Annotated in this window: 13 protein-coding genes; 10 read left to right on the top strand and 3 right to left on the bottom strand. The window is 70.8% G+C overall.

The annotated features are described in order from the left end of the window. Positions 1-15 precede the first annotated feature (15 nt). The 5 genes from ACQPZ4_RS48735 (at position 16) to ACQPZ4_RS48715 (ending at position 5,541) form a co-directional block, all read left to right on the top strand. Positions 16-1,011, top strand: a complete 996-nt coding sequence (locus ACQPZ4_RS48735) for a hypothetical protein (RefSeq protein WP_433052859.1) — start codon at positions 16-18, stop codon at positions 1,009-1,011. A 36-nt stretch (positions 1,012-1,047) separates the two neighbouring features. Beyond that, positions 1,048-1,512, top strand: coding sequence for a DUF4442 domain-containing protein (locus ACQPZ4_RS48730; protein WP_433052856.1), 465 nt, complete (start codon positions 1,048-1,050; stop codon positions 1,510-1,512). A gap of 111 nt (positions 1,513-1,623) precedes the next feature. Beyond that, positions 1,624-3,099, top strand: coding sequence for a glycoside hydrolase family 3 protein (locus tag ACQPZ4_RS48725; protein WP_433052853.1), 1,476 nt, complete (start codon positions 1,624-1,626; stop codon positions 3,097-3,099). 109 nt (positions 3,100-3,208) lie between these two features. After that, on the top strand, positions 3,209-3,946 hold the full coding sequence (locus tag ACQPZ4_RS48720; protein WP_433052850.1) for an LppX_LprAFG lipoprotein: 738 nt from the start codon (positions 3,209-3,211) through the stop codon (positions 3,944-3,946). Between the two features lie 5 nt (positions 3,947-3,951). Next, positions 3,952-5,541, top strand: coding sequence for an MFS transporter (locus ACQPZ4_RS48715; RefSeq protein WP_433052846.1), 1,590 nt, complete (start codon positions 3,952-3,954; stop codon positions 5,539-5,541). Here the strand turns inward: ACQPZ4_RS48715 and ACQPZ4_RS48710 are convergent. Together ACQPZ4_RS48710 and ACQPZ4_RS48705 are read right to left on the bottom strand one after the other, a co-directional pair. Then, positions 5,470-5,850: a DUF6401 family natural product biosynthesis protein gene (locus ACQPZ4_RS48710; protein WP_433052843.1), complete on the bottom strand. Its 381-nt coding sequence runs from the start codon at positions 5,848-5,850 to the stop codon at positions 5,470-5,472. The two genes, ACQPZ4_RS48715 and ACQPZ4_RS48710, sit on opposite strands and share 72 nt — an antisense overlap. Before the next feature lie 193 nt (positions 5,851-6,043). Next, complete coding sequence (locus ACQPZ4_RS48705; RefSeq protein ID WP_433052840.1) at positions 6,044-6,238, bottom strand: PspC domain-containing protein; 195 nt, start codon at positions 6,236-6,238, stop codon at positions 6,044-6,046. A gap of 238 nt (positions 6,239-6,476) precedes the next feature. Between ACQPZ4_RS48705 and ACQPZ4_RS48700 the strand changes: the two genes are divergently transcribed. From ACQPZ4_RS48700 to ACQPZ4_RS48690, 3 genes are read left to right on the top strand one after another with little or no spacing between them, the layout of a single operon-like run. Then, complete coding sequence (locus ACQPZ4_RS48700) at positions 6,477-7,163, top strand: CAP domain-containing protein (protein WP_433052837.1); 687 nt, start codon at positions 6,477-6,479, stop codon at positions 7,161-7,163. Positions 7,164-7,209: 46 nt separating this feature from the next. Next, positions 7,210-7,728: a hypothetical protein gene (locus ACQPZ4_RS48695; RefSeq protein WP_433052834.1), complete on the top strand. Its 519-nt coding sequence runs from the start codon at positions 7,210-7,212 to the stop codon at positions 7,726-7,728. Between the two features lie 35 nt (positions 7,729-7,763). Continuing rightward, entirely contained in the window at positions 7,764-8,954 is a 1,191-nt protein-coding gene (locus ACQPZ4_RS48690; RefSeq protein ID WP_433052831.1) for an esterase-like activity of phytase family protein, read from the top strand. Positions 8,955-8,964: 10 nt separating this feature from the next. Here ACQPZ4_RS48690 and ACQPZ4_RS48685 read toward each other — a convergent pair whose 3' ends face one another. Continuing rightward, positions 8,965-9,285 carry a DUF6401 family natural product biosynthesis protein gene (locus tag ACQPZ4_RS48685; protein WP_433052828.1) on the bottom strand — a complete coding sequence of 107 codons (321 nt, stop codon included), beginning with the start codon at positions 9,283-9,285 and terminating at the stop codon, positions 8,965-8,967. 108 nt (positions 9,286-9,393) lie between these two features. On the opposite strand from ACQPZ4_RS48685, the gene ACQPZ4_RS48680 reads away from it, so the two are divergent. Next, entirely contained in the window at positions 9,394-9,879 is a 486-nt protein-coding gene (locus tag ACQPZ4_RS48680) for a DUF6328 family protein (RefSeq protein WP_433052825.1), read from the top strand. Positions 9,880-9,959: 80 nt separating this feature from the next. Further along, positions 9,960-12,503, top strand: a complete 2,544-nt coding sequence (locus ACQPZ4_RS48675; protein ID WP_433052823.1) for a glycoside hydrolase family 9 protein — start codon at positions 9,960-9,962, stop codon at positions 12,501-12,503. Positions 12,504-12,506: the final 3 nt, after the last annotated feature.

Here is a 12,506-nt window from a genome sequence, read left to right as displayed (position 1 = left end):
ACATAGCCTGCGCCGATGGCAGCCTATGGCGAATCCAGTTCGGGACTGCTCATCATCGAGCGGATCCTGCGCGACCGCGAGGGGATCTGGCGGCAGATCGGTGAGGAGCGCGAGCTCGGCAAGCTGACGAGGCAGATGCTGTACAGCTCCGTGGTGGCCCTGGCCTGCTACGGAGCTGTACTCGGGGCCTCTCACAGCGTCGCGATGGCGGCGCTCTCGGCGGTGAAGCTGCCGCTGCTGTTCCTCATGACGCTGGCGATCTGCCTTCCCACGCTGTACCTGTTCAACCTGGTCTTCGGGGCCCGGCTGCAGGTGAAGCAGGCATTGTCGCTCGTCATGGTCACGATCACCGTCACGTCGGTCATGTCGCTGGCCTTCGCGCCGATCAGCCTGTTCTTCCTGATCACCGCGTTCAGCTACGACTTCTACAAGATCCTCAACGTCGGCATCCTGACCCTGACCGCCTTCGTCGGCCTGCGGTTCCTGACCAGCGGCATGCGGGCGCTCAACGAGCAGACCGCGGCGCTGGCCACGGCGCGGCGGCTGGAGAAGGAGCGGGAGGATCGCGAGGCGGCGGCGGCCCTCGCGGCGCTGTCCACTCCCGCCGCCCCGGAGAAGGAAGCGGCCGCCGCCGAGGTCGTCTCGCCGGTCTCCGCCGTTCCCGCGGCTGTTCCCGCCGCGGCGCCGGCCAACGGACTTGTGCAGACCATGGTTTCGCCGCCCGCCCCGCCGGTGATGATGCTGGCGCCGGACGGGCGTCCCATGTACCCGCAGCCGCTCGTACCGAGGCCGCTGCCGCCGCGCCAGCCCGAGCTCCCGCCGGGCGAGCGGCCGGCCAGCATGACCCTGCTCAACGTGTGGATCCTGCTGTTCGGCTTCGTGGGCACGCAGCTGGCCTGGACGCTGCGGCCGTTCTTCGGCTCACCGGACGAGCCGTTCCAGATCTTCCGGCAGATCGAGGGCAACTTCTACGTCGAGATCGTCCGGGCGATCGGTCGGCTGTTCTCCTGAGTCCGCCCGTTGCTACCCGCCGGTAACATCCCCGGCATGACTACCGACATGAAGGCGGTCGCGGAGAACCTCATCGCGGCCGTACCGTTCGCGCGCACCCTCGGCATCGAGATCACCGACATCGCCGCCGAGGGTGACAGCGTCCGGGCCGTGGCGACCCTGCCCGACGAGGACCGCCTGCACAACCACGTGGCCGGCCCGCACGCGGGCGCCCTGTTCACGCTGGGCGAGACCGCTTCCGGCGCGGTCGGGATGGCCGCGTTCGGGCCTTACATGCACCTCGGCACGCCACTGGCAGTGCGATCCGACATCTCGTACCTCAAGCTGGCCCGCGGTCCGGTGACGGCCACGGCGACGCTGGGCCGCCCCGTGCGCGACGTCATCGAGGAACTCACGGGCGGCGCGCGGCCCGAGTTCCCGGTGCACGTGGAGATCACCCGCGCGGACGGCGCCGTCACAACCGCGATGACCGTGGTCTGGACCATCCGCCCGAACGGCTAATCCCATTTGCTGGTTGAACTGCGAAGACGCTGTTAACTACTGGAAGGTTTCTTGACTATTACCGAGTCGTGATGTGACCATTTTCGCCAAGCGAAGGGGTGGGTCACACGCATGGACGCAAGCACGGGGGTCGAACTCGAGGGCATGGCGAACGCCGTGCTCCAGCCGGGATTCGTGGGCAAGGAGCCCCCACCCTGGCTGCGCCGCCGCCTCGCCGAAGGGCTGGGCGGCGTCGCGCTGTTCGCCCGCAACGTGGTCGACCGCGACCAGGTGGCTGAGCTCACCGCCGCCCTGCGCGCCGAGAAGCCGGACGTCATCGTCGCCATCGACGAGGAGGCGGGCGACGTCACCCGCATCGACGCCCACACCGGCAGCCCCTGGCCCGGCAACCTGGCCCTGGGCGCGATCGACGACCCGGCCCTGACCCGCGAGGTGGCCTGCCACATCGGCCGCGACCTGGCCGCCGCCGGCATCACGTTCGACTACGCTCCCGACGCCGACGTCAACAACGACCCGAACAACCCGGTCATCGGCTCCCGGGCCTTCGGCGCCGAACCCGACCGCGTGGCCCGCCACACCGCGGCCTGGATCACCGGCCTGCAGGAATCAGGCGTAGCCGCGTGCGCCAAGCACTTCCCCGGCCACGGCAACACCAACGTCGACTCCCACCTGGACGTCCCGCTCATCAAGGCCGGCCGGGCCGACCTGGACGCCATCGAACTGATCCCCTTCCGCGCCGCGATCGCCGCCGGCGTGCAGGCGGTGATGAGCGCGCACTTGCGGGTGCCGGCCCTGGACCCGGAGATGCCCGCCACCCTGAGCCGGGCCATCATGACGGACCTCCTCCGCGGTGAACTCGGCTTCGACGGCCTGATCGTCACGGACGGCATCGAGATGCGCGCCATCTCCGACCGCTACGGCCTGACCAACGCCACCGTCCTGGCCCTGGCCGCAGGCGCGGACGCGATCTGCGTGGGCGGCGAACACGCGGACGAGGAGACCGCCACCATGCTCCGCGACGCCATCGTGGCCGCGGTCCGCTCGGGCGACCTGCCGGAGGAGCGCCTGGCCGACGCGGCGGCTCGCGTGCGCCGCCTGGCCGCCTGGTCGCAGGCCGCTCCCAAACTGACCCCCGACCCGCGCGCGGCCGCCCTCGGCCTCTCGGCGGCCCGCCGGGCCCTGCGCATCTCGGCCCCGGACGCGCTGTTCCCGCTGACGTCCGCCCCGTACGTCATCGAGTTCCAGCCGGAGCTGAACCTCGCCATCGCGCCGGAAACGCCGTGGGGCCTGCTGGCGCCGCTGGCCGAGCTGGTGCCGGCGACGGGCGTGCGGCTGTCCTCGGCGGACGGCCTGCCCGCCGCCCTGGACGCCTCCCGGAGCCGCCCGCTGGTCCTGGTCGTGCGCGACCCGCACCGCTACGGCTGGATGACGGACGCGATGCGGGCCGCGCTGTCCGTCCGGCCCGACGCCATCGTGGTCGAGATGGGCGTCCCGGCCGCGCCGCTGGGGGACGTGCACATCGCGACGTTCGGCGCCACCGCCGCCGCGGGCCGCGCCGTGGCCGAACTCCTCGCCGGCCGCCACTGACGGTACGCGCGGGGTACGACAAAACCCGGGGCGTGATCGAGGTCCGAGGCTGAGACGGCGCTCAGTGTCCGTTGCCGTGGGGTTTCCCCGGCGGGGCTAGCATGCCGGTATGTCCCGCATCCAGTCTCGGCCCGGTCGGCTCGTTGCCGGTATCGCTGCGCTCGCGGCGGTCGTTGTCGCGCTCGCCGGCTGTACCGGCAGCGACAAGGACAACAAGAGCTCGGCCCCCGCGGTCGATCAGAATCTGCCGGCGGCCGACGGGCTGCTCAAGGACTCCTCCGCGGCGATGGGGTCGATCAAGACGGCCAAGTTCCTCATCACCGCCGACGGGACGATTGCCGGGCTGGCGCTCAAGCGGGCCGACGGGGTGCTCACCAAGGAGGGGAACGCCCAGGGCACGGCGCAGATCGAGCAGCTCGGCACCACGACGGACCTGAGCTTCACCATCGTCGGCAAGACGATGTGGCTCAAGGGCGCCACCGGCGACTACCAGCAGCTCCCGCTCGCCCTGGCCGCGACCGTCTACGACCCGTCGGCGATCCTCGATCCGGAGCGCGGGATCGCCAAGGTGCTCAGCACCGCCACCGAGGGCAAGACCGAGGCGTCCGAGAGCGTGGACGGGCAGGCGACCTACCGGGTCAGCGCGAAGTTCGTGGCCGACGACCTCTCGAAGATCGTGCCCGGGGTGACCGGGACGGTGCCGGGGAAGCTCTGGATCGCCAAGGACAGCAAGCGGCTGCTGAAGGCGGCGTTCGAGCTGCCCGCGTCCGGGGATTCCAAGGGCGGCACGGTGACGGTCACGTTCACCGAGTTCGACGCCGCCGTCAGCATCGCGCCGCCGAAGTAACCCCGGTGGCGGTGATCGAGCGGGCGGCCACCGGTTCGGCGCGGCGGCGGCTGGCCATCGGGGTCGGCGGGGCTACCGTGCTGCTCGCGGCGCTGGACGCGTACGTCGTCGTGGGGGTGCTCACCGACATCCTCGACGCGCTGCACATCGCGACCAACCGGCTCGAGCGGGTCACGCCCGTCGTCACCGGGTTCCTGCTCGGGTACATCGCCGGAATGCCGCTGCTCGGCTCGCTCTCCGACCGGTTCGGGCGGCGGGCCGTGCTCATCGCCTGTCTGATCGGGTTCGCGGCCGGGTCGGCGGTCACCGCGGCGTCCGGGGACTCGATCTGGCTGCTGGCGTCCGGGCGGGCGCTCCAGGGGCTGGCCGGCGGGGCGCTGCTGCCCGTGACGCTGGCGCTCGCCGGGGACCTCTGGGCCGAGCAGCGGCGGGCGGGAGTGCTCGGCGTCGTCGGGGCGGCGCAGGAGCTCGGCAGCGTGCTCGGGCCGCTGTACGGCGTCGGCATCGCCGCGGCCCTCGGCTCGTGGCGGGGGATCTTCTGGCTCAACCTCCCGCTGGCGGCCGCCGCGATCGTGCTCGTGTGGGTGGCGCTGCCGAAGCGGGCACAGGAAGTACCGACGCGGAAAACGGACGTCGTGGGAGGGTTGCTGCTGGCAGTCTCGCTCGGGGCGGCCGTGGTGGCGCTCTACAACCCGGATCCCGAGCGTGCGGTGCTGCCGCCGTGGGGTGGGTGGGCGTTGGCCGGGGCTGGGGTCGCGGCCGTGCTGTTCGTCGTGTGGGAGATGCGGGCGCGGACGCGCCTGGTGGATCTGCGCGGGGCGGTGCCGCGGCCGTTCTTCGCCGCGCTGGGGGCCAGCTTCTGCGCCGGCGCGGCGCTCATGGTGACGCTGGTCGACGTGGAGCTGGTGGCGCAGACGCTGCTCGGGCGCGGTGGGGTGCAGGGGACGCTGGTGTTGACCCGGTTTCTCGTCGCGCTGCCGGTGGGGGCGGTGCTGGGCGGGTGGCTGGTTGGACGGTTGGGCGAAAGGGTCGTGGCCGTCGCCGGTCTGTTGGTTTCCGCGCTCGGGTACGTCCTGATCGCCGGATGGCCCGCCGACGTGCTCGCGCGGCAGTACCTCGGGGTGCTGCCCCGGCTCGACACCGACCTCGCGATCGCGGGGTTCGGGCTCGGGCTCGTGATCGGGCCGCTCTCCGCCGCGGTGCTGCGGGCCACGCCGCCCGCGCAGCACGGGGTCGCCTCGTCGGCCGTGGTCGTGGCGCGCATGATGGGCATGCTCATCGGGGTCGCGGCGCTGACCGCCTGGGGGCTGCACCGCTTCCACGAGCTCACCGCGCACCTGAACATTCCGCTGGTGTTCGGCAAGCCGCCGGACGAGCAGCGGCGGATGCTCGACGCCTACAAGGCGGCGGTGCAGGCGGCGCTTCGCACGGAGTACCGCGAAATCTTCCTCGCCACCGCCGTCATCTGCGTCGTCGGGGCCGCGTGCGCGCTGCTGCTGTCCGGTCGGCCCGGTCGAGCAGGCTCAGACGAAGCCGCCGGCGCGGGCCAGGGAACAGATCGCGATCAGGCGGAGGGCCGGCCACTCGAGGCTTGACCAGTCCAGCTCGGTGGTCGGCGGCAGCTGCCACTCGGCCTCGATCAGCGCGTCGCGCACGCCCGTCGCATAGCCCGCCAGGGGTACCGCGCCGGGGCCGCTCTCGGGATCCCCCAGCGCATCGCGCACGGAGGCGGCGTGCTGGTCGATCATCGCCTGCAGGCCCGCGGACTCACGGGCGGCGGCCAGGCCGGGCTCGCCGAGCCAGGTCATCAGGCCGTTGAGCGTGGAGCGCGCGATGCTGCGGCGGGTGGCCTCGGAGTAGTCGCCGTAGGTGCCGGCCGCGCTGGTGCTCGTGTCGTTGGACATGCCACCGACTTCGGCCGTCTTGGGGCGGCGGATAAACGGACGAACCGGGCCGCACCCGGCGCTAACCCACCCGATACCCTGCACATCCCCTGTCGGGCGATAAGTCCGATATGTCGCGGCGCGTCAGCGCCCGACATATCGCGAGACAAGCAAGGGATGGTGGCCCGGGGCCGCACCCCCGGGCCACCAGGCTTCAGCGGTACGCCTTCGACTCGTCCGGCATCAGCACCCACAGGACCAGATAGATCACGAACTGCGGGCCGGGCAGCAGGCAGGAGATGACGAAGATCAGCCGCATGATGTTCGGCGACACGCCGAAGCGGCGGGCGAGGCCCGAGCAGACGCCGGCGATCCAGCGGTTGTCACGGGGCCTGACGAGACTGGACATGGCGTGGGCTCCTTCGTCGATGTGTACCTCAACCGTAGAAATGCCCGGCCGCGCTTCCCTCCAACCTTTGGGCGAAATCCGGGTGCCCCACCACTAGGGAGGAAGCACCCAGCGCGGGTCGGTGGTAGCCGGTCGGTTGCCGGGGGTTGCTTGCCGGTTCAGCAGCTCAAGCGGGGTGTGACGGGCCCGATACCCATTGCGTCAGACATCACTGTCCCCGCAACGGAAGGCCCGAACAGTGACCCGATTCGCCCGCCGCGCCACCACGATCGCCGCCGCGCTCATCGCGGCTCCCCTCGGTTTCGCGCTCGTCACGACCACCGGTGCCCAGGCCTTCGCGGCCGCCGCGCCCGCCAAGGCCGCTGTCGCGCACGTCGCCGAGGCCGTGGGCGCCAACGCCGCGGACGACGTGGCCGCCCAGGCGTCCACCAAGAAGAAGAAAAAGAAGAAGACGGTCGCCAAGAAGACCCCGGCCACGCCGGTGACCAAGGCGCCGACCGCGGCCCCGACCACCCCGAGCACCCCGGCCGCCGACAAGTACACGGTGCTGGAGACCCAGGTCGTGACCCTCACGAACAACTACCGCACGGCCAACGGCTGTGGCGCGCTGCGTATCGACACCCGCCTGGTCGCCGCCGCCCGGGCGCACAGCACCGACATGGTGACGAAGAACTTCTTCGACCACACCGGCTCCAACGGCAGCAACTTCGTGCAGCGTGAGGTGGCCGCCGGCTACACCACCGGCGCCTCGGCCGAGAACATCGCGTGGGGCTACCGCACCGCGCAGGACGTCGTCACCGGCTGGATCAACAGCCCGGGGCACCGCGCCAACATCCTGAACTGCTCGTCCGTCGCGGTCGGCGTGGGCGTGGCCTACAAGGCCGACGGCACGCCGTACTGGACCCAGGACTTCGGCCGGGTGTGAAAAAAGGACGTAGGAGCCGAGTCTCAAAACGCGGTAGAAAACATGGGTGACCTTCACCCTTCGTAAGACGCTGCTGCTGGCGAGCGCCGTCCTGGTGCTCGCCGGCTGCGGTGACGAGAAGGTGGCCGCGCCCCCCGAGGCGAAGTCCAACGCCGCCGCCTACGACTCCGTCGACGTGTGCGCGCTCGCCGACGACGCGCAGTATCAGGCCGCGCTGGGCGAGCAGCCCGCCGGCAAGGAGCGCCGCGACACCGACAGCCTCAAGGCCTGCGCCGTCGACGGCGCGTCCGGGGCGTTCTACATCTTCCTCAGCGTCTCCCGCCCGGCCATGGCCGCCGGCGAGCAGGTCGGCTTCGACAAGGCCGCGGTCAAGGACGCCAGGGAACTCGACGCCGGCACGTTCTCGTACTTCGATGAGGGCCAGGCCTACGTCGAGACCTCGGACGGCGCGCTGGTGCTGCGCGCGTCGTTCGTGTACTACCTCGACAGCGGCAAGATCACCGATGGGCCGGGCATCGTCAACCGCCTACATACGCTGCTCGGGCAGATGACACAAAAAGTCTAGGAACGGTTCACGGCGGCTGCATAGCGTGCGGGCGCATGAAGAATCTTCGACGCGTTGCCCTTGGTGTGGGCATCGGCGCGCTCACGCTGACGCTGGCGGCGCCGAGTGCCGATGCGCACAGCGGCCACGAGAACCGGGTGACGCTGACCGGCTGGGCCATGCTGCCCGCGGCGACGTTCGTCTCGGCGAGCGACCCGTCCGGTTCCCAGCTGGGCGGCACCCCGTCCAACGGCATCACCCCGCCCTTCGACGACCAGCCGATCCAGGGCTTCAGCGGCATCGTCAAGAACGGTGACGGCACGTTCGACGTCATCTCCGACAACGGCTACGGCAGCAAGTCCAACAGCGCCGACTTCGTGCTGCGCATCCAGCACCTCGGTCCGGACTACGGCAAGAAGACCGTCGACGTGCTCGGCGGCATCAACCTGACCGACCCGAACAACTTCGTGCCGTTCGCGCTGACCCGCAAGGACCGCGTGCTCACCGGGGCCGACTTCGACATCGAGTCGATCCAGCGGGTCAAGGACGGCTCGTACTGGATCGGCGACGAGTTCGGCCCGTACCTGCTGCACTTCGACCGGGCCGGCCGCCTGCTGCAGGCGCCGATCCCGCTGGCCGGCGTGCGGGCCCCGGAGAACCCCGCGGGCAACCCGACCATCAACAGCAGCAAGGGCTTCGAGGGCATGGCGCAGTCGCCCGACGGCCGGACGCTGTACCCGCTGCTCGAGGGCACGGTGGCCGGCGACCCCGCCGGTGCGCTGCGGCTCAACGAGTTCGACCTGCCGAAGCAGCAGTACACCGGGAAGTTCTTCACCTACCAGCTCGAGGACCCGGCCAACGCGATCGGCGACGCCATCGCCGTGGACAGCGACCGGTTCCTGGTCATCGAGCGCGACAACGGCCAGGGCGCCACGGCCAAGTTCAAGCGCATCTACATGGCCGACAAGCGCGACCGCAACCGCGACGGCAAGATGGACAAGACCCTGGTCGCGGACCTGATGAACATCGCCGACCCGCGCCACCTGGGCGGCAGCGCGGACGTCTTCACGTTCCCGTTCCAGACCATCGAGGACGTCGTGATCCTCGACGACCGCACGCTGGGCGTGGTGAACGACAACAACTTCCCGTTCTCCAACGGCCGCACCGCGGGCCAGCCGGACAACAACGAGTTCATCACCATCCGCCTGGCCGACAACCTGCACGCCGACAAGCGGTTCCTGAAGTAGCCCCTGAAAGTTACGGAACGAGGCAGCACACCGCGAGCAGGCGCAGCATGGCCCACGTGGGGCGGGACCAGTCGTCCAGCGGTTCACCGGCATCGCGCGCCGCGTCGCGGATCGCGGCCGAGTAACCGGCCAGGGCGACCGGGTCCAGCAGCGCACCGCCGAGGGACTCTCGGATCGCGGCCGCGTGCTGGTCCACCCGGGCCAGCAGGTCCGGCCGGGCGGCGACCGCCGCCCGGCCGGGCGCGCCGATCGTCGCGGCGAGCTCGGCGAGGCCGGCCCGCGCGATCCACGCGCGGCGCCCGGCGGTCAGCTCATCGAAGGGGGCACTCACGTCGCGACCATAAGCCCAGCGTGCAAGCTTGCACAGCCCCGACATGGTCATCGACGGCCCGCACCGGCCCAGGACGACCCGAACCGCCAGGTTCGTCCGGTTGATCCGGTGGGTAATTGGACCCGCATGGCCGATCGCGAGCCGCCTGACCGGGGCGATGAGACGCGCAACGAGCGGTACGACCGGAATTGGACGGAACTGCTCCAGGAGCTGCGGGTCGCCCAGACCGGCGTGCAGATCCTGTTCGCGTTCCTGTTGACGCTGCCGTTCAACGAGCGATTCGCGACCGTCACCCCGGCCCAGAAGGCCACCTATATCGTGACGATCCTGTGCACGGTCGTGGCCACCCTGTTCCTCATCGCGCCGGTCAGCCACCACCGCATTCTGTTCCGGCGCGGCCGCAAGGGGCAGCTGGTCGCCGTCAGCAGCAATCTGGCCGGCCTCGGACTGTGGTTCCTGTGGATGTCGGTGGTGGGCGCGGTCTTCCTGATTTTTCAGGTCGTGGTGGGCCTGCCCTGGGCCGTCGCGGCCGGTGGGGCCTTCGCTGCAGCTTTCATCGGGGTCTGGTACGTCATGCCGACGCTCAAGCGTTGAAGCGCTTCACATCTTGACAGTCCCTGTGCGCTAAGACACCGTGGGAACGCTCCCAACACTTTTCCGCCAAAGGGGTGTCTGTGCAGCGCAAATTACCCGTCGCCATTGCGGCGGCATTGTTGCTCGTTCCGCTCGGTTCCTCCGCGGCCCACGCGGACCCGGCGGAACAGATCGTCAACGGCACGTTCGACAACGGCACCGACCCGTGGTGGTGGACCGGGAACTCGCCGGCCTCGGTCATTGACGGGCGACTGTGCGCAAGTATTCCCGCGGGCACCACCAACCCGTGGGACGCCATCATCGGGCAGAACGCGATCGCCCTGCAGGCCGGCGAGTCGTACAAGCTCGCGTTCTCGGCCAGCGCGTCCGTCCCGGTCACCGTGCGGGCCAACGTGCAGCTGGCCGACCCGCCGTACACCCAGGAGATCTCCGAGGCCCCGCAGCTCACGCCCGAGGCCAAGGACTTCAGCTACACCTTCACCGCGGCCGCCGACACCACCGCCGGGCAGGTCGCGTTCCAGGTCGGCGGCAGCGCGACGGCCTACACGTTCTGCGTCGACAACGTCTCGCTGCAGGGAGGGGCACCGCCGCCCGTGTACGTGCCGGACACCGGCCCGCGGGTGCGGGTCAACCAGGTCGGCTACCAGGCCAACGGCCCGAAGCAGGCGACCGTCGTCACCGAGGCGACCGCGGCCCTGCCCTGGCAGCTCAAGAACGCCGCCGGCGCCGTGGTCGCCAGCGGGACCACCACCCCGCGCGGGACGGACGCCACGAGCGGGCAGAACGTGCAGACGGCTGACTTCTCGCGGTACAAGACCCAGGGCAAGGGCTTCACGCTGACCGCTGACGGCGAGACCAGCGTGCCGTTCGACATCGGCGCCGGGGCGGCCTACGAGCAGCTGCGCACCGACGCGCTGTCCTGGTTCTACGTCCAGCGCAGCGGCATCGAGATCTCCGACGCGATCGCGCCCGGGTACGGCCGCAAGGCGGGGCACATCGGGGTCGCGCCCAACCAGGGCGACACCGACGTCCCGTGCCAGGCCGGGGTCTGCGACTACCGCCTCGACGTGCAGGGCGGCTGGTACGACGCCGGCGACCACGGCAAGTACGTGGTCAACGGCGGCATCGCGGCGGCCCAGCTGATGAGCACCTACGAGCGCTCGAAGACGGCGGCGAGCGGCGACCCGCAGCGCCTGGCCGACGGCTCGCTGCGCCTGCCGGAGCACGGCAACCAGGTGCCCGACGTGCTCGACGAGGCCCGCTGGGAGCTCGAGTTCCTGCTGCGCATGCAGGTGCCCGCCGGGCAGCCGCTGGCCGGCATGGCCCCCCACAAGATCCACGACCAGAACTGGACCGGCCTGCCGCTCGACCCGGCGGCCGACCCGCAGCCGCGCGAGCTGCACGCGCCGTCGACCGCGGCCACGCTGAACCTGGCGGCCACGGCGGCGCAGGGGGCCCGCCTGTTCCAGCCCTACGACAAGGCGTTCGCGGCGAAGCTGCTCGCGGCGTCGAAGACCGCGTACGCGGCGGCGCTGGCCCACCCGGCGATCTACGCGCTGGTCAGCGACGGCAACGGCGGCGGCGCGTACGACGACGCCGACGTGACCGACGAGTTCTACTGGGCCGCGGCCGAGCTGTACATCAGCACCGGCGAGAAGACCTACCGCGACGCGGTGACCGCCTCCAAGTGGCACACCGCGGACGTGTTCAAGCCGGAGGGCTTCAGCTGGGGCTTCACCGCCGCGCTGGGCCGGCTCGACCTGGCCACCGTGCCCAACGGCCTGCCGGACCGCGACCGGGTCCGCCAGTCGGTGGTCGACGGGGCCAAGGCCTACCTGGCGACGGTGCGGGCCAACCCGTACGGCATCGCGTACGCGCCCACCTCGGGCAAGTACGAGTGGGGCTCCAACAGCGCCGTGCTCAACAACCTCGTCGTCATCGCGACCGCCTACGACCTGACCGGGTCGGCGGACTTCCGCGACGGCGTGGCCACGGGCATGGACTACCTGCTGGGCCGCAACGCCCTCAACCAGTCCTACGTGACCGGCTACGGCGAGCGCGCCTCGCAGAACCAGCACACGCGGATCTTCGCGCACCAGCTCAACGCGGCGCTGCCGCACCCGCCGGCGGGCTCCCTCGCGGGCGGGCCGAACTCGAACCTGCAGGACCCGCTCGCGCAGAAGCTCCTGCCCGGCTGCGCGCCGCAGTTCTGCTACGTCGACGACATCAACTCGTACTCCACCAACGAGATCGCCATCAACTGGAACTCGACCCTGTCGTGGGTGGCGGCGTTCATGGCCGACCAGGGCGAGGGCGGCGCGCCGGCGGCGTCGGCGTGCTCGGTGCAGTACTCCACCGTGCTCAACCTCGGCGGCGTGTACATCGCGCAGGCCACGATCAAGAACACCGGCCGCCAGACGCTCAACGACGTGAAGGTGCGCTTCGCCTACACCGGCACGCAGAAGGTCGAGCTGGCGGTGAACGGCACGGCGACCCAGACGGCGGCGAACGTCGAACTGGCGCCGCGCGACCGGAAGCTCAAGCCCGGTGAGCAGACCACGGTCCTGCTCGTCGGCACCGTCCCCTGGGGACCGAACGCGGCCCCCGCCTCGTTCCACTGCTAGAAG

It is taken from the genome of Dactylosporangium sp. CS-033363 (genome assembly GCF_050942475.1).
Lineage (GTDB): Bacteria > Actinomycetota > Actinomycetes > Mycobacteriales > Micromonosporaceae > Dactylosporangium.
The sequence above is the reverse complement of the archived record's forward strand: the minus strand, read 5'-3'. Positions and strand labels throughout refer to the sequence as shown.

Coding starts and splice junctions, on each gene's coding strand:
- ACQPZ4_RS48735 (WP_433052859.1), top strand. CDS start 16: ATGGCAGCCTATGGCGAATCCAGTTCGGGACTGCTCATCATCGAGCGG.
- ACQPZ4_RS48710 (WP_433052843.1), bottom strand. CDS start 5,850: ATGTCCAACGACACGAGCACCAGCGCGGCCGGCACCTACGGCGACTAC.
- ACQPZ4_RS48705 (WP_433052840.1), bottom strand. CDS start 6,238: ATGTCCAGTCTCGTCAGGCCCCGTGACAACCGCTGGATCGCCGGCGTC.
- ACQPZ4_RS48725 (WP_433052853.1), top strand. CDS start 1,624: ATGGACGCAAGCACGGGGGTCGAACTCGAGGGCATGGCGAACGCCGTG.
- ACQPZ4_RS48730 (WP_433052856.1), top strand. CDS start 1,048: ATGACTACCGACATGAAGGCGGTCGCGGAGAACCTCATCGCGGCCGTA.
- ACQPZ4_RS48690 (WP_433052831.1), top strand. CDS start 7,764: ATGAAGAATCTTCGACGCGTTGCCCTTGGTGTGGGCATCGGCGCGCTC.
- ACQPZ4_RS48720 (WP_433052850.1), top strand. CDS start 3,209: ATGTCCCGCATCCAGTCTCGGCCCGGTCGGCTCGTTGCCGGTATCGCT.